We start from the raw sequence: 15,636 nt of genomic DNA, 5'->3' as shown, positions 1-15,636 counted from the left end.
CTCCGCCGAAGTCTCCGGACGGCCTCCAGGCGGCTTGCTCAGGACTCGTCCCGTGGTGGACGTTCGGTCGAGTGCGGATCGCGGCGCTCCGGCAGGCTTCCCGGGATGCGCTCTCGTTCGCGGTGTGAAACCGCTGGAGTCAGCCTCCTGAAGCCCCTCTCCGGGCTTCCTTCAGCAGGTCGGCCAAGTGCCGATAATGTACATTATGTCAACTTGGTCGGCGGAGCCTGCTCCTCCGGACCTGAGACCGGTGCGGCCGCGCCGGACGCGCGGCGAGGTCGGGTCCGTGACCGACCCGCCCAGTAGACCCATCCGAAGATCATCAAGAGATCGATGGCCGCGATGACGATGCCGACACCGAAGTCGATCTCGTCGGGTCGGTGCAGGTCCACTGCCGCCGCCGGGTCCGCGACCACGTCGACGACCGAGCCCGGCTTGTCGCCGTTCACGGCCACGACTCCGTGCTGCCCGTCCGGCGTGACGACGGCCAGCGCGTGCCGCGTGTACTTGCTCGGCGGCGTGAACGGCGCGGCGGTCCACCGGTCGGTGTAGCCGGTCGAGGTCGCCTGCACTTGCACGCCACGCGTCTGGAGGACGAATCCGTCGACCGCGGTGAGCCCGGCCATGAAGATCATCACGACGTGGATGCCGGCGATGAAAATGCTCAGCAGGACGAATACCCCGGATCGCGCCAGGATCGCCGGGATCACGAGGATCAGGGCGGCACTGATCCAGATCAGCAGAGTGCCCCCGCTGCCGTGGAACACGACCAGCGTGAGCGGCTCCGGCTGGGTCTCCCCTGGCTTACTGCTTCGCGAGCATGTCCACGTAGTGCGGGTTGGACATGATGCCGAGAACGTTGCCGAACGGGTCGACGACCGAGGCGGTGACGAACCCGTGGCCGCGCTCGCGCAGGCCGTCGTGTTCGGTGGCGCCCAGGGTGATGAGGCGGTCGAGTGCGGCGGGCAGGTCGTCGACGTGCCAGTACAGGATCGCGCCGGCGGGACCGTCGGGCGCCGGGGGCAGGTACTGGCGGTCGACGATGCCGAGTTCGGCTTCGCGGTCGCCGAGGCGGTATTCGATGTAGCCGGGTCGGGCGAAGTACGGCTCGATGCCGAGCACGGCCGTGTACCAGGCCTGGGCGGCGGAGAGATCGTCGGCGGAGAAGTTCAGGGTGGCCATTCCACGCAACATGGTGTGGTCCTTTCGTCCGGATCCCCAGCCAAGCACGCCCCACTCCCCTTGGGTCGCCGACTTTTTTGGTGTGCGCCGGCCTGGTTGACTGAAGTAATGAATCGGTGCTTCACTTCTTGACGTGCCCTACCGCAGGACCCCCAAGGTGCAGGAGCGCCTCGACGCGCTGCGCGACTCGATCGTCGCCGCGGCGGTCGAGCAGCTGGCCGAGCACGGCTACGCGGGCTGTTCCGTGGCGGCCGTTGCGGAGCGGGCCGGGGTCGCCGTCGGCACGGTGTACCGCCACTTCCCCACCAAGGCCGAGCTGGTCGTGCGGGTGTTCCGCCAGGTGGTGACGCGGGAGGTCGAGGCGGTGCGGGAGGCGTCGGCGGGGCCGGGTGAGCCGGCGGAGCGGGTGGCGGCGGTGTTCGAGACCTTCGCGGCGCGCGCGTTGAAGGCGCCGCGGCTGGCGTATGCGCTGCTGGCCGAGCCGGTGGACGCGCTCATCGACGCGGAGCGCCTGGAGTTCCGGCGCGCTTTCCGGGACGTGGTGGCCGAGCACGTGGCCGCCGGGGTGCGTTCGGGTGTGTTGCCCGCGCAGGATTCCGTGCTGACCGCGGCGGCGCTGGTGGGTGCCGCGGCGGAGGTGTTGATCGGGCCGCTGCGAGGCGGTGCGGTGAGTGATGTCGTCGAGTTGCGGACGTTCGTCGTCCGGTCTTTGGGAGGTTCCGATGTCCGCCACGCATGAGGTCACCAACCAGGTGCCGCCGTTGGTCTACGACGTCGCGCAGGATCCGGCGCTGCTCGAGTCGCTGGATCGCGCGGACGCGGGCTGGGCGGCGGAGGAGGTCCATGAGCTGGGCCGGCTCGCCGGGAGCGAGCAGGCGCAGGAGTGGGGCCGGATCGTCAACGAGAACGAGCCGGTGCTGCGCACGCACGACCGGTACGGGAACCGGATCGACGAGGTGGAGTACCACCCGTACTGGCACGAGCTGATGACCGTCGCCGTGTCGCACGGGTTGCAGGGCGCGCCGTGGCGTGACGAGCGGGCCGGGGCGCACGCGGCGCGGGCGGCGAAGCTGTACGTGTGGGGTCAGGTGGAGGCCGGGCACACGTGCCCGATTTCGATGACCTATGCGGCGGTTCCGGCGTTGCGGGCCAACGCGGAGCTGGCGGCGCTGTACGAGCCGCTGCTGGCGGCGACGGAGTACGACTTCGGGCTGCGGGAGCCGAGCACCAAGCGCGGGCTGATCGCGGGCATGTCGATGACGGAGAAGCAGGGCGGCTCCGACGTGCGGGCCAACACCACGACCGCGCGGCCGGTCGCCGATGGTTCCTACCGGCTGGTGGGCCACAAGTGGTTCACCTCGGCGCCGATGTCGGACGTGTTCCTCACGCTGGCGCAGGCGCCCGGCGGACTGTCGTGTTTCCTGCTCCCCCGTGTGCTGCCCGACGGCAGCCGCAACCCGATCCGTCTGCAGCGGCTGAAGGACAAGCTGGGCAATCGGTCGAACGCGTCGTCGGAGATCGAGTACGAGGACGCGGTGGGCTGGCTCGTCGGCGAGGAGGGCCGAGGGGTCCGCACGATCATCGAGATGGTGAACAACACGCGGCTGGACTGCGCGCTCGGCAGTGCGTCGGGGATGCGGCTGGGTGTGGTGCGGGCGGTGCACCACGCGACGCACCGGCACGCGTTCGGCAAGGCGCTGGTGGATCAGCCGTTGATGGCGAACGTGCTGGCCGACCTCGTGGTGGAGTCCGACGCGGCGGCGACCGTGGCGATGCGGCTCGCGGCGGCGGGCGACCGGCCCGACGACGCGCAGGAGCAGGCGTTCCGGCGCCTCGGGATGGCGGTCACGAAGTACTGGGTGTGCAAGCGGGCGCCGATGCACGCGGCAGAGGCGCTGGAGTGCTTCGGCGGCAACGGTTATGTCGAGGAGTCCGGGATGCCGCGGCTTTACCGCGAGGCGCCGCTGATGTCTATCTGGGAGGGTTCGGGCAACGTGGCGGCGCTCGACGCGTTGCGTGCGATGGGCCGTCAGCCGGAGTCGGTGGCGGCGTTCTTCGGCGAGGTCGAGCAGGCCGCCGGTGCGGATGCGCGCCTCGACGACGCCGTGGACCGGTTGAAGAAGGAACTGTCCGATCTGGACGACGTGGAGTTCCGCGCGCGGCGCGTGGTGGAGTCGATGGCGTTGGTGCTGCAGGGTTCCCTGCTCGTGCGCCATGGTGACCAGGCCGTTGCCGACGCGTTCTGCGCGTCGCGCTTCGCCGGTGACTGGGGCATCGCGTTCGGCACGCTGCCGGCGGGCACGGACACTTCGGCGATCATCGACCGCGCGCGGGTGTAGGCGGCGCGTTCGGCGGACACGGGGCCGGTCGGCGCGCTAGCGTGCGTGGTCATGACCGCCTCCGAAACCGACTTCGTGTCCGCCACCCGCACCGCTTACGACACCGTCGCGGCGTCCTACGCCGACTTGTCGAAGGACGACCTCGCCGCGAGTCCGTGGGATCGCGCGATGCTGGATACCTTCACCGAGCTCGTAGGCACCGGCGCGCGCGTCGGGGATCTCGGCTGCGGTCCGGGCCGGATCACGGGGTACCTGGCGGGTCGCGGCCTGGCCGCGTTCGGGATCGACCTGTCCCCCGGCATGGTCGAGGTCGCGCGCGAGGCGTACCCGGAGCTGGAGTTCGAGGTCGGGTCGATGGCCGCGCTGCCGCTGGCCGACGCGTCGCTGGCGGGGGCGCTCGCGTGGTACTCGCTGATCCACACGCCGCCGGAGCAGCTGCCGGTGCTGGTCGCGGAGCTCGCGCGCGTGGTCGCGCCGGGCGGGCGGCTGCTGACCGCGTTTCAGGTGGGGGCCGAGCGCCGGCATCTCACCCACGGCTACGGCCACGACATCTCCCTCGACGCCTACCGCCTCGACCCGGATTTCATTGCCGGGCTGCTCACCGACGCCGGGTTCACGGTGGAGGCGCGGCTGGTCCGCGCACGGGCGCCGCGTGAGAAGACGCCGCAGGCGTATCTGCTGGCGCGTAAGGAAAGCTGAGTTATTCGCGCAGCCGGGCCAGGACCGCGTCGAGGCCGCGGCGCACCGAGCCGGGCACGCCGTCGTGGCGCAACGCGGTCATCAGCTGCTGGTTGATCCCGCCCGGTGTGGTGTGTTTAGCGGTCAGTTCGGTGAGCGACGCGATGCCCAGCGACTGGCCCAGCTACGCGAACAGGTGAGTCACGTAGGCGTCGGCGGCGGCGGGTTCGACGCCGTGGCCGGCGAGCCAGCCCGCGATGGTGGTCAGGTAGTCCAGGTGAGCGGCGAAGGTGGCGGTGGCGGCGCTGAAGGCGTCGAGCGTCGGCTCGTCCGGCGGGACGACCACCCCGCCGAGCGGTTCGAACAGGTCCCGGGCGACGGGGTGGTCCGGGAACAGCGCGGTGAGGCTGTGCCGGCGCGCGGCCTGGGGCAGCGGAATGGTCCGTACGACGTGCGCGGCCGGCGCGGTCCACGCCCGCAGCGTCGCCAGCGGCATCCCGGCCACGGCGCTGAGCACCACGTGGTCCGGCCGGAACTCCAGCTCTGCCACCACTTGTTGCGCCACGTCGGGCCGGATCGCGAGCACGATCACCGAAGCCGCGTCGAGCCGCCCGGCCAGCTCGTGTGCGACCTGCCGCCCGCGCGGGGAGAGGAACACGGCGGGCGGGTCGGCCACATCCGCGCTCAGCCCTTCGACGATCGCGGCCGTGATCTCCCCTGCTCCCACCAACCCGTACGCCCGCATGCCCCGCCCTCCTAGTGTGGACCTCGACGATCGGAGGTCACCCGTGCACGCCATGCACTACGAGATCACCCTGCCCGCCGACTACGACATGCAGATCATCCACCGCAGGGTGCGCGAGCGCGGGCCGTTGCTGGACGAGTTCCCCGGGCTGGGGCTCAAGGCGTACGGGGTGCGTGAGCGCGGCGTCGACGGCTCGCAGCTCAACCAGTACTCCCCCTTCTACCTCTGGCACGACCCAGCCGGGATGCACTCGTTCCTGTGGGAGGGCGGGTTCCGCGGGATCGTGGACGACTTCGAGCGCCCGCCCGTGCAGCACTGGACCGTGCTGGCGTTCGAGGAGGGACCGGCGTTCGGCACGACACCTCGCGCGGCGGGCAAACGCACGGAAACCCTGCCGCGCGAGGTCCTTCCGGGTGACGTGATCACGCCGGCGCTGGCCGATCTGTCGGAGCACTCGCGGCGCGACGGTGTCCATTCCGCGGCGCTCGTGATCGACCCGCGCGGCTGGGAGCTGGTGCGCTACACGCTGTGGGCCGAGGACGCATCGGACGAAGACCCCGTGCGGTACCGGATCGGGCACGTGTCGATGCCGGAACTGGCGAAACTGCGCCGTGGCAGGCAGTGGTGAACTCGGTATGGTGACAGCGAGATCGCGGAGCCGAAGCCAACACTACGGAGATCGATGACTCGCTTGCACGATCGCCGGATCCTCGTGACGGGTGCCGGTTCCGGCATCGGCCGCGCCACGACGCTGCGTCTGCTGTCGGAGGGGGCGCGGGTGGTGGCCACCGACGTGTCCGCCGAGACCATCGCGGGCACCGCCGAGCTGGCCGGCGACCCGCGCCTCGAGACCTTCGTGATGGACGTCGCCGACGAGCAGTCGGTGGTGAAGGGCATCGCGGCCGCGGTCGAGCACCTCGGCGGGCTCGATGTGCTCGTCAACGCCGCCGGGATTCTGCAGGCCTCTCACACGCACGAGACGTCGCTGGAGTTCTGGAACCGGATCGTCGCGGTGAATCTCACCGGCACGTTCCTGGTCACGCGCGAGGCGTTGCCCGCGTTGATCGCCACCGGGAAGAGCGTGGTGATCAACTTCAGCTCCACGTCCGCGGCCTTCGCGCACCCCTACATGGCGGCGTACGCGGCGAGCAAGGGCGGGATCCAGGCGTTCACCCACTCGCTGGCGCTGGAGTACAGCAAGCAGGGCGTGCGCGCGGTCAGCGTCGCGCCGGGCAGCGTGAAGAGCGGCATCACCGACAACGCGGGCACCTGGATGCCGCAGGACGTCGACTGGGCGCTGTTCGGCAAGCTCCTGCCGATCCTGCCGACGGATCTCGCGACGCCGGTCGGCAACCCGGTCGGTCGCCCGGAGTCGGTCGCCGGTGTCGTGGCGATGCTGGCCTCCGACGACGGCGAGTTCATCACCGGCACCGAGATCCGCATCGACGGCGGCACCCACGCCTAGCGCGGCACCGGGCTGAACTCGGCCAGATCCGGCAGAGGCGGCACCACCCGCGTGTACGCGTCGGCGACGAGGATGCCGTCGGCGGGGCGGGTGGTGCGCTGCCCGAGCTCGTCGAGGACCTCGCGTTCGGTGCGGCCGCGGGCGAGCAGCAGCACGAACGGGTCGGCGTCGAGCAGCCACGACACCTGGAACGACAGCGCGGCCGCGTGCCGGCACGGCAGCTCGAAGCCGGGGCAGTCGCAGTCCGGGTCGAGGTCGCCGATCCCCGGCAGCAGTGGCACGTCGTCGGCCAGCTCCGGTGGCAGGTGCCGGTCGAGCAGCGCGGCGAGGTTCCCGGCCCGGTCGGCTGCGCGGCCGAGCAGGAGGTCCCAGTCCGCTGTGGACAGTTCGGCCAGGTGCACGCTCGTGCGGAACGGACCGCCGTCGGTGTCGTCCACGGTCGCGGCGATCCGGCCGGGGCTCACGGTGATCGGCCCGACCAGTCCCGCCACGGCGTAACCACGGCCGCGCCGCAGCTGCCGCAGATCCAGGGCCGTGTCCTCCATGGCCTGTAGCCACGCACGGCCCCACCACGTGCGCGCGAACGGACCCCGGCCCTCGCGAGCGGGGAACGCCGCGAACCCCCGGACGCGGTCGGTCATGCCGGCCTCCTCAACTGCACGAGCTCGGCGTCCGTCAGCTCGGTGAACGCCGCTTCCCCACCGGCGAGCACAGCGTCGGCGAGCGCGCGCTTCTCGCGCAGCATCGCGGCGATGCGGTCCTCCACGGTGCCCTCGGCGACGAGCCGGTGCACCTGCACCGGCCGCGTCTGCCCGATCCGGTACGCGCGGTCGGTCGCCTGCTCCTCGACGGCCGGGTTCCACCAGCGGTCATAGTGCACGACGTGGTCGGCGCGGGTGAGCGTCAAGCCCGTCCCAGCCGCCTTCAGCGACAGCAGGAACACCGGCACGGCACCGTCCTGGAACCGGCGGACCAGCTCCTCCCGCTGAGGAACGGGGGTGCCGCCGTGCAGGAGCTGGCTGGGGATTTTACGACTCGCGAGGTGGCGTTGCAGCAGCCGCGCCATCACCACGTACTGGGTGAACACGAGCACCGCGCCGTCTTCGGCGAGGATCGTGTCGAGCAGCTCGTCCAGCAGTTCCAGCTTGCCGGACCGGCCGGACAGGGGCGCGTCGTCGCCTTCGGCCAGGTAGTGGGCCGGGTGGTTGCAGATCTGCTTGAGCGCGGTGAGCAGCTTGACGATCCGGCCGCGGCGCGCCATCCCGTCGCTCGCCCCCACCTCGGCCAGCAGCTCCTGCACGGCCGCCTCGTACAGCGCGGCCTGTTCCGACGTCAGCGCCACGGGCCGGTCGGTCTCGGTCTTCGCGGGCAGCTCGGGCGCGATCCCCGGATCGGATTTGCGCCGCCGCAGCAGGAACGGCCGCAGCAGCCGGGAAAGCCGCTCGGCCGCTGCCGCATCGCTGCCCGACTCGACGGGTTTCGCCCAGCGGGCGCGGAATTCGGTGAGCGTGCCGAGCAGGCCCGGCGTGGTCCAGTCCAGGATCGCCCACAGCTCGGACAGCGTGTTCTCCACCGGCGTGCCCGTCAGCGCCACCCGCGCGGACGATCGCAGCGTGCGCAGCGCTTTCGCCGTGCCTGAGCGGTGGTTCTTCACGTGCTGGGCCTCGTCGGCCACCACCAGGTCCCACGCCACCGCGGCCAGCGGCGCCGGGTCCGCGCGCAGCGTGCCGTAGGTGGTGAGCACGAACCCGTGCAGGTCGTCGAGGGAGCGGGCGCCGCCGTGGAACCGCCGCACGGCCACGCCCGGGGCGAAGCGGTGGATCTCGGCCTCCCACGTGCCCAGCAACGACGCCGGGCACACCACCAGTGTCGGGCCGGCGTCGCGATGCAGGTGCAGGGCGATGAGGGTGAGTGTCTTGCCCAGGCCCATGTCGTCGGCGAGGCAGCCGCCCAGGCCGAGTGAGGTGACGGTGTCGAGCCAGTGCAGGCCGCGCAGCTGGTAGTCGCGCAGGGTCGCCGTCAGTCCCGGCGGCTGCGGCGCCGGGCCGGGCAGCTCGGCGAGCCGGGATCGCACTGTGGCGAGCCAGCCGTCGGTGACGAGCTCGACCTCGGTACCGTCCGCTTCGGTCGTCCCGGCCAGCACGGCGGCAAGCGCGTCGACGGGTGTGAGGGGCTTCAGCGCCCGCTCCCGCGCGCGGCTCGCGGACGCCGGGTCGAGCAGTACCCACCGGTCGCGCAGCCGCACGACGGGCCGGTGGGCCTGCGCGAGCACGTCCAGCTCGGCTGCCGACAGCTGCGCGCCGCCGAGGGCGAGCTGCCAGTCGAGCTCCAGCGCGCGGCCGCCGCCGAAGAACGCCGGCACGTCGTCCGGCACGGCACCCGGGCGGACGACCGCGCGGGCCGTGAGCCCCGCCAGCTCCGCGGGCCAGTGGACGGCGACGCCGAGCTCGGCCAGCCGGCCGGCGGCGTCACCGAGCAGCTCGCGGATGTCGTCGTCGAGCAGCGCCACCTCGGCGGGCACGGGCGCGGCCAGCAGCGGGGCGAGGGGCGGCCACACCTCGGCGCAGCGCCGCAGCACGAGCAGCACCTCGTGCCGGGCCGCCTCGGTACCCGTCCGCCACAGTTCCTCCGCGTCCACCAGTGTGTCGCCGTGGACCTGCACCACGGCGCGGAACCGGCCGCCGTCGAGGTCGTCCGATTCGAGCCGCAGCGACACCCGCGTGGCGGCGGTGAGGCCGGCGACGTCACGCAGGAACCGCACCAGCACAGGGAACGGCTCGGGCAGCCGGGCCGGGTCGCCGGGCAGCGGGGTGGCGTGGGCGTGCGGGGGCATCGCGGCGGCGAGCCGGCGCAGCCACTGTTCTTCCTCCGGTGCCAGCGGTCCCGTCCACCCGGCCTCGGCCAAGCGTGTGCCCGCCTGCGCGGCGACCGACCAGAACTCGGCCGACGCGTCGCCGGAGACCTCCCGCAGCAGCGCGACGGCGTCGGCAATCGGCACCCGCCGCGCCGGAACCGTGTGCAGGCCGTCGCGCAGGACGACGTCGACAGTTCCTGGCTCGCCCGGTCCCACCGGTGTGGTGCCGTCCGGGTGCCAGAACACGACGAAACCCGGCTCGACCACCACGGCCTCCCCCGGCGATGCGCTCCCCACGACTCCCCTTCCGTCGGTCTCGTACGCCGTCCGCCGACATTACCAGAACTCTGTACGACGTACGATAAAATGCAGGGCAGAATGACGCGGATGAGCACGGAGTACACCGGTGGCGGCGACCCGCGGCGCACGATCGAGCTGCTCTGGGGCGTCCCCGGACCGCCTCGGCGCGGGCCGAAACCCAAGCTCACCGTGGCCGACGTCGTCGCCACCGCGACGCGGCTGGCCGACGCCGACGGGCTCGAGGCCGTGACGATGCGCCGCGTCGCCGACGAGCTCGGCGTCGCCCCGATGTCGCTCTACACCTACGTGCCAGGGCACGCCGAGCTGATCGACCTGATGCTCGACGACGCCCACGGCGAGCTCACCGCCGAACTGCCGTCGACCGGCTGGCGCGACGCCCTCACGGCCGTGGCCGAGGACCTGTGGCGCCTCTACCACCGCCATCCGTGGCTGCTGCAGATCACCACCGCCCGCCCGCCGCTCGGGCCCAACACCTTCGCCAAGTACGAACGCGAACTCAGCGCGCTCGACGGCCTCGACCTCGACGAGCTGGAGCTCGACGCCGTCGTCAGCCTCGTCATCGGGCTCGTGCAGGGCACCGCGCGCGGCTCCATCGACGCCGTGCGGCTCGCGCGCCGCAGCGGCCTGACCGACGCCGAGTGGTGGGAACGCAGCGCGCCCGTCCTCGCCGAAATCCCCGCCGCCGATGCCACGAACTTCCCACGCGCGAGCCGCGTCGGCACCGCCGCCGGCCAGGCGAACAACGCCGCGTCCAACCCCGAGCATCACTTCCGCTTCGGCCTCGCCCGCATCCTCGACGGGGTGACGCTGCTCGTCGAGCGCCGCTGAAGGCCTGGAGACTGTCGGTCCGCCGGTTTAGGTTCGCATCCGGGTGTCGGTTTCGCCCCGGTCCGCTCGTCGAGCGGGTATGAGCGAGCCGGTACCGGAGGGAGCACGGGGTGGACAAGCACGGGCGAGACGCCGCGGTGGAGGCCACCGTCGCGCGGGCGTTCCGGGAAGAGTGGTCGCTGGTCGTGGCCACCCTCATCCGGGTCACCGGCGACTGGGACCTCGCCGAGGAGTGCGCCCAGGACGCCTTCACCCTCGCCGTGCGCACCTGGCCGCGCGACGGCATCCCGGCCAAACCCGGGGCCTGGCTCACCACCGCCGCCCGCAACCGAGCCGTCGACCGGATCCGCCGCGACGCCGTCGGTGCGGGCAAGCTCCGGGAGGCCGCGCGCATGATCGTCCCCGACGAACCACCGACCGACGACGGCACCGTGCCCGACGACCGCCTCCGCCTCATCTTCACCTGCTGCCACCCGGCGCTCGCCGTCGAAGCGCAGGTCGCGCTCGCGCTGCGCACCCTCGCCGGGCTCAGCACGGCCGAGATCGCCCGCGCGTTCCTCGTCCCGGAGGCCACGATGTCGCAGCGGCTCGTGCGGGTGAAACGCAAGATCCGCAGCGCCGGCATCCCCTACCGCGTACCGCCCGCGCACCTGCTGCCCGAACGCACCGCGGCCGTGCTCGGCGTGCTGTACCTGCTGTTCAACGAGGGCTACACCGCCAGCGCCGGACCCGACCTGCAACGCCCCGACCTCGCCGCCGAAGCGATCCGCCTCGCCCGCGTGCTCGCGCAGCTGATGCCCGACGAACCCGAGGCCACCGGCCTGCTCGCACTCCTGCTGCTGCAGCACGCCCGCCGCGCCACCCGCGTCGCCGACGGCGGAGAGCTCGTGCCGCTGGAGGAACAGGACCGCGGCCGCTGGGACGCCGCCGCGATCACCGAGGGCACCACCCTGCTGGAAGGCGCGCTGCGTCGCCGCAGCCCCGGGCCGTACCAGGTGCAGGCCGCGATCGCCGCGTGTCACGCCACGGCCGCGCGCGCCGCCGACACCGACTGGGCCCAGATCGCCGGCCTCTACCGCGAGCTGCGCCGCCACCTGCCCACCCCCGTCGTGGAGCTGAACCACGCGGTCGCCGCGGGGATGGCGTTCGGGCCCGGAACCGGGCTCGCGCTCGCCGACGAGCTCACCGCCCGCGGCACGCTGGCCGGCTACCACCTGCTACCCGCCACCCGCGCCGACTTCCTCCGCCGTCTCGGCCGCACCGCCGAAGCCCACGCCGCGTACACCGACGCGTTCGACCTCGCCCGCACCGACGCCGAGCGCAGCTACCTGCGGCGCAGGCTCGCCGAAACATCTCCCGGGAATTCCGGAGCCGCAGTGTCGGTCCCGGCGCCGCCCGTTCGTCGGAGAGACGAACCGACCCGTGAACCGGAAGGACCGCGATGATCACCAAGACCCTGCGCGTACCCGGCGCCGAGCTGACCTACGACGTCGACGGTAACGGCCCCGTGCTGCTGCTCGTGCCCGGCGGCCCCGCCGACGCCACGGCGTTCACCGGCCTGCGCCCGCACCTGACCGACCACTACACCGTGGTCACCTTCGACCCGCGCGGCATCTCGCGCAGCCCGATCGCCGGCGAACCCGGCAGCGACCTCGTCGGTGAGCACGCCGACGACGTGCACCGCCTGCTCACCGAGCTCGGCGGCGGGCCCGCGCACGTGTTCGCCAACAGCGGCGGCGCCATCACGATGCTGGAGCACACCCAGCGCCACCCGGCCGAGGTGGCGACCTTGGTCGCGCACGAGCCGCCGGTCAGCCGCTACCTCGGCGAGATGCTCGCCGACTTCCCCGACATCCCGGCGATCTACCGCGAGCAGGGCGTCGAGGCCGCGCTCGGCGCGTTCATGGCGGCGTCCGGGTTCGACGTGCCGCCGCCACCGGCGAACCCGACGGCCGAGGAAATCGAGCAGGGCAAACGGATGCAGGGCAATTTCGCCTTCTTCTTCGGCCACCTCATGGCCGCGGTCGGCGCCTGGGAACCCGACCTCGACGCCCTGCGCGCCACCGACACCCGCCTCGTTGTCGCCGTCGGCAAAGCCGCGGCAGGCACCCCCGCCCACACCGCCGGGCTCGAACTGGCCCGCGCACTCGGGCGGGAGGCCGTGGAATTCCCCGGTGACCACGGCGGATTCGCCGGCGAGCCCGGCCCCTTCGCCGCCCGCCTGACCGAAGTCCTCACCCATGCCTAGGAGGCAGCTCATGCGTTACCTGCTCATGATCGCCGGCGAAGAACCCACCGAGGAACAGAAGATCGCCGGCTGCGGCGGCTGGACCGACGACCTGCTCGCCCGCGGCATCCTCGTCGGCGGTGGCGGCCTGCACCCGCCCGCCACGGCCACGACCGTGCGCGTACGCGGCGGCGACGTCCTGCTGACCGACGGCCCGTTCACCGAGAGCAAGGAACAGATCGGCGGCTTCGTCATGATCGACTGCGCCGACCTCGACGAGGCCGTCGACATCGCCTCCCGCCACCCCGCCGCCGCGTACGGCACCATCGAAGTCCGCCCCATGCTGGGCTGACCCGACCACGAGGAGAACCCATGCCGTCCCTGGTGGACCGCCAAGACCAGCCCTACGTCGGCTACCGCGCGACCGTCGGCTTCGACGGGCTGCGCGAGGTCGCGCACCGCATCGCCGCCATCGTCGGCGCCCTCGCCGAACGCGGGGTCACGCCGGCCGGCGCGCCGTTCTTCCGCTACCTCGTGATCGGCCCGGACATGGCGAACCTGACGGTGGAAGCCGGCGTGCCCGTCGCCGCGCCGGTCGAGCTGGGCGAGGAGTACCTCAACGACGTCGTGCCCGGCGGGAAATACGTGATGGCCACCCACCACGGGGCGCCGGACGGACTCGTCGCCACCACCGCCGAAGTCCTCACCTGGGGCGCGGCCGAAGGCGTGCACTGGGACCGCACCCAGGCCGCCGACGGCGAGCACTGGACCGGGCGCCTCGAGGTCTACCGCACCGACCCGCGCGTGGAACCCGACGCCACGAAGTGGGAGACCGACCTGTACTTCCGCCTCGCCGACTGACCCGCGCGCCGCGGGACCGGCTCCGGCACCGCGTCAGCCGGTCCCGCGGGCCAGCCACCCGCCCAGCAGGCACGCGAACCCGGCCGTCGAGGCGAAGGCACGCAACAGGTTCCACCGGACCCAGCTCGTCTCGAACTGCCCGCGCAGCTCGGCGAGCGAAGCCGTGCCGCGGTCCAGCGCGTTGTTCATCGGGATGTTCTTCACGGCCGAGATCACGATCATCGCCAGCAACAGCGCGAAGCCGGCGATCAGCCACGGCAGCGCCCCACGTCCGCCGGCCACCAGGTCCAGCACCACAGCGGCCGCGGCCAGCAGGGGCGCGCCGAGGAACGTGAGCAGGAACCAGCCGTTGACGATCGCGATGTTGATCTCGCGCATCGCCGTCACGAACGTGTGGTCGTCCGCCCGCGCCAGGCCCGGCATCACCGACACCGCGTAGGAGTAGAACAACCCCGCGATCAGGCCCGCCGCGACGATCGCGACCACGAGGACCACTCCGGACACTGTGGACATCACGTGCTCCTGTGTTTTTGGCCCCGGCTCCGTCGGCGCGATCTCGCGCTGGGGTCGGGTGAGCGGGCACGAACTCCTCCGCCGAAACCGGACGATAGCGGACATCTCGCCCGATCGCGGCGGAGATTCCCCGGCTACGTCGCCGAACGTCAGCAGCCGCGGACTGGTCAGCTCCAGCGTGCGGCCGTCGAGCGCACCCGTGGTCAGCGCCTCGGCCGCGATGTCGGCGACGTCGTCGGCGTCCACGAACGGCTCCGTGGTCTGCCCGGCAGGCAGTGCGATCTCGCCCGCCGGCACCGGCTCGAGGAAGAAGCGCTCGCTGAAGTTCTGGAAGAACCAGCTCGCCCGCAGCACCGTCCACGCCGCACCCGACTCCCGCACCACCTGCTCACTCATCACCTGCTCACTCACGTCTCCTCACCCGACCCACCCGCGAGATCGCTCAAAGGCGATCTCGCACGCCCCGGCGGAGCCGGGGCAGAAACACCACCGCGCGCAGTCAGCCGCTGCGTCACCCGGCGCCCCGTCTTACCCGTATCGCCCAGAACCAGAGTTGTGTTTGTCATGCCAGCCAGTGAAGCGCCCGCAGATGAGACTCTCCATGGTTCATCAGCTCAATCGCATGTTCCAGCGTCTACACTGCTGCGCATGGATCCGCTCGCAGCGCTGCTCGATGGGCCCCGCGCGCACGGGGCCTTCCTGCTCCGCTCGGTCCTGACGCCGCCGTGGTCGCTGCGCATTGAAGACGAGGCACCGCTGACAATCGTGGCGGTGGTGACCGGTGAGGCGTGGCTCGTGCCCGACCACGGTGACGCCACGCACCTGGAGGCGGGGGACATCGCGATCGCCCTCGGCCCGGATCCGTACCTGTTCGCCGACGACCCGGCCACTCCGCCGCAGGCGGTGATCCTGCCCGGCCAGGAGTGCCGCACTCCCGACGGCGAGCACCTCATCGACCTCGTCGACGTCGGCGTCCGCACCTGGGGCACCCCCGCCGGTGGCGCCACCGTGCTGCTCACCGGGACGTATCCGCGGGTGGGCGAGGTGTCGCGACGGCTGCTCGCCGCTCTGCCCCAGACCCTGCTGGTTCGCGCGGCCGACTGGGACAGCCCGCTCGTGCCGCTGCTCGCGACCGAGATCGGCAGAGACGTGCCCGGCCAGGAAGCCGTCCTCGACCGGCTGTTGGACCTGCTGCTCATCGCCGCGCTGCGCACCTGGTTCGCCCGCCCCGGCTCAGCGGCGCCCGCCTGGTACCGCGCCCACGACGACCCCGTGGCCGGCCGCGCGCTGCGGCTGCTGCAGGACCAGCCCGCCCACCCCTGGACCGTCGCCGAGCTCGCCGCCGGCACCGGCGTCTCCCGTGCCGCCCTGGCGCGGCGCTTCACCGCCACCGTCGGCGAGCCCCCGATGGCCTACTTCGCCGCGTGGCGCCTCGCGCTGGCCGCCGACCTGCTGCGCCAGCAACCCGACGCGACGATCGGCGCCATCGCCCGCCGGGTCGGCTACGGCAGCGCGTTCGCGTTGAGCGCCGCGTTCAAACGCGAATACGGCCGCAGCCCCCAGCAGTACCGCACGCGCGTCCCGGCGTGAGGACGTCGGGACGCGCGTGCCCGAGTGTCCGTC

The 15,636-nt window shown here is 72.3% G+C and carries 17 protein-coding genes; 11 read left to right on the top strand and 6 right to left on the bottom strand.

Annotated features, from left to right (window positions below):
- Nucleotides 1–203: 203 nt before the first annotated feature.
- Both AB0M56_RS25650 and AB0M56_RS25645 read right to left on the bottom strand, forming a co-directional pair.
- Nucleotides 204–767: a hypothetical protein gene (locus tag AB0M56_RS25650; RefSeq protein ID WP_364180134.1), complete on the bottom strand. Its 564-nt coding sequence runs from the start codon at nt 765–767 to the stop codon at nt 204–206.
- A 37-nt stretch (nt 768–804) separates the two neighbouring features.
- Nucleotides 805–1,182 carry a VOC family protein gene (locus AB0M56_RS25645; RefSeq protein WP_364180136.1) on the bottom strand — a complete coding sequence of 126 codons (378 nt, stop codon included), beginning with the start codon at nt 1,180–1,182 and terminating at the stop codon, nt 805–807.
- A 133-nt stretch (nt 1,183–1,315) separates the two neighbouring features.
- On the opposite strand from AB0M56_RS25645, the gene AB0M56_RS25640 reads away from it, so the two are divergent.
- From AB0M56_RS25640 to AB0M56_RS25630, 3 genes are read left to right on the top strand one after another with little or no spacing between them, the layout of a single operon-like run.
- Nucleotides 1,316–1,921 carry a TetR/AcrR family transcriptional regulator gene (locus tag AB0M56_RS25640; protein WP_364180138.1) on the top strand — a complete coding sequence of 202 codons (606 nt, stop codon included), beginning with the start codon at nt 1,316–1,318 and terminating at the stop codon, nt 1,919–1,921.
- The gene (locus tag AB0M56_RS25635; protein WP_364180140.1) at nt 1,905–3,521 is read left to right on the top strand and encodes an acyl-CoA dehydrogenase family protein; all 1,617 of its coding nucleotides are present in this window, start codon (nt 1,905–1,907) and stop codon (nt 3,519–3,521) included. The genes AB0M56_RS25640 and AB0M56_RS25635 overlap by 17 nt, the downstream gene beginning before the upstream one ends.
- A 51-nt stretch (nt 3,522–3,572) precedes the next feature.
- Nucleotides 3,573–4,220, top strand: a complete 648-nt coding sequence (locus AB0M56_RS25630; protein WP_364180142.1) for a class I SAM-dependent methyltransferase — start codon at nt 3,573–3,575, stop codon at nt 4,218–4,220.
- Between the two features lie 163 nt (nt 4,221–4,383).
- Here AB0M56_RS25630 and AB0M56_RS25625 read toward each other — a convergent pair whose 3' ends face one another.
- Nucleotides 4,384–4,944: a pyrroline-5-carboxylate reductase gene (locus AB0M56_RS25625; protein ID WP_364180144.1), complete on the bottom strand. Its 561-nt coding sequence runs from the start codon at nt 4,942–4,944 to the stop codon at nt 4,384–4,386.
- A 52-nt stretch (nt 4,945–4,996) separates the two neighbouring features.
- Here AB0M56_RS25625 and AB0M56_RS25620 point away from each other — a divergent pair, with 52 nt between their 5' ends.
- Nucleotides 4,997–5,572: a DUF4865 family protein gene (locus tag AB0M56_RS25620; RefSeq protein ID WP_364180211.1), complete on the top strand. Its 576-nt coding sequence runs from the start codon at nt 4,997–4,999 to the stop codon at nt 5,570–5,572.
- A gap of 54 nt (nt 5,573–5,626) precedes the next feature.
- Nucleotides 5,627–6,409, top strand: coding sequence for an SDR family oxidoreductase (locus AB0M56_RS25615; protein ID WP_364180146.1), 783 nt, complete (start codon nt 5,627–5,629; stop codon nt 6,407–6,409).
- On the opposite strand, the gene AB0M56_RS25610 is transcribed toward AB0M56_RS25615, so the two are convergent.
- Complete coding sequence (locus AB0M56_RS25610; RefSeq protein ID WP_364180148.1) at nt 6,406–7,050, bottom strand: SWIM zinc finger family protein; 645 nt, start codon at nt 7,048–7,050, stop codon at nt 6,406–6,408. The genes AB0M56_RS25615 and AB0M56_RS25610 overlap by 4 nt on opposite strands.
- Nucleotides 7,047–9,560 (bottom strand): DEAD/DEAH box helicase, encoded by a 2,514-nt coding sequence (locus tag AB0M56_RS25605; RefSeq protein ID WP_364180150.1) that lies wholly within the window; start codon nt 9,558–9,560, stop codon nt 7,047–7,049. Before AB0M56_RS25605 ends, AB0M56_RS25610 begins: the two co-directional genes overlap by 4 nt.
- An 81-nt stretch (nt 9,561–9,641) precedes the next feature.
- On the opposite strand from AB0M56_RS25605, the gene AB0M56_RS25600 reads away from it, so the two are divergent.
- The 5 genes from AB0M56_RS25600 to AB0M56_RS25580 all read left to right on the top strand — a co-directional run bounded on the left by AB0M56_RS25600 (nt 9,642) and on the right by AB0M56_RS25580 (nt 13,500).
- Complete coding sequence (locus tag AB0M56_RS25600; RefSeq protein WP_364180152.1) at nt 9,642–10,412, top strand: TetR/AcrR family transcriptional regulator; 771 nt, start codon at nt 9,642–9,644, stop codon at nt 10,410–10,412.
- 110 nt (nt 10,413–10,522) lie between these two features.
- Nucleotides 10,523–11,857, top strand: a complete 1,335-nt coding sequence (locus AB0M56_RS25595) for an RNA polymerase sigma factor (RefSeq protein ID WP_364180154.1) — start codon at nt 10,523–10,525, stop codon at nt 11,855–11,857.
- On the top strand, nt 11,854–12,660 hold the full coding sequence (locus AB0M56_RS25590; RefSeq protein ID WP_364180156.1) for an alpha/beta hydrolase: 807 nt from the start codon (nt 11,854–11,856) through the stop codon (nt 12,658–12,660). The genes AB0M56_RS25595 and AB0M56_RS25590 overlap by 4 nt, the downstream gene beginning before the upstream one ends.
- Before the next feature lie 10 nt (nt 12,661–12,670).
- Nucleotides 12,671–12,991: a YciI family protein gene (locus tag AB0M56_RS25585; protein ID WP_364180158.1), complete on the top strand. Its 321-nt coding sequence runs from the start codon at nt 12,671–12,673 to the stop codon at nt 12,989–12,991.
- 20 nt (nt 12,992–13,011) lie between these two features.
- Nucleotides 13,012–13,500 (top strand): GyrI-like domain-containing protein, encoded by a 489-nt coding sequence (locus AB0M56_RS25580; protein WP_364180159.1) that lies wholly within the window; start codon nt 13,012–13,014, stop codon nt 13,498–13,500.
- Nucleotides 13,501–13,533: 33 nt separating this feature from the next.
- Here the strand turns inward: AB0M56_RS25580 and AB0M56_RS25575 are convergent, their stop codons facing one another.
- Entirely contained in the window at nt 13,534–14,424 is an 891-nt protein-coding gene (locus AB0M56_RS25575; protein WP_364180160.1) for an anthrone oxygenase family protein, read from the bottom strand.
- 237 nt (nt 14,425–14,661) lie between these two features.
- Here AB0M56_RS25575 and AB0M56_RS25570 point away from each other — a divergent pair, with 237 nt between their 5' ends.
- Entirely contained in the window at nt 14,662–15,603 is a 942-nt protein-coding gene (locus AB0M56_RS25570; protein ID WP_364180161.1) for an AraC family transcriptional regulator, read from the top strand.
- Nucleotides 15,604–15,636: the final 33 nt, after the last annotated feature.

It is taken from the genome of Amycolatopsis sp. NPDC051372 (assembly GCF_040682095.1).
In the GTDB taxonomy this organism is placed as follows: domain Bacteria; phylum Actinomycetota; class Actinomycetes; order Mycobacteriales; family Pseudonocardiaceae; genus Amycolatopsis.
Note: the sequence above shows the minus strand (reverse complement) of the source record. Positions and strands in the feature narration are given on the sequence as shown.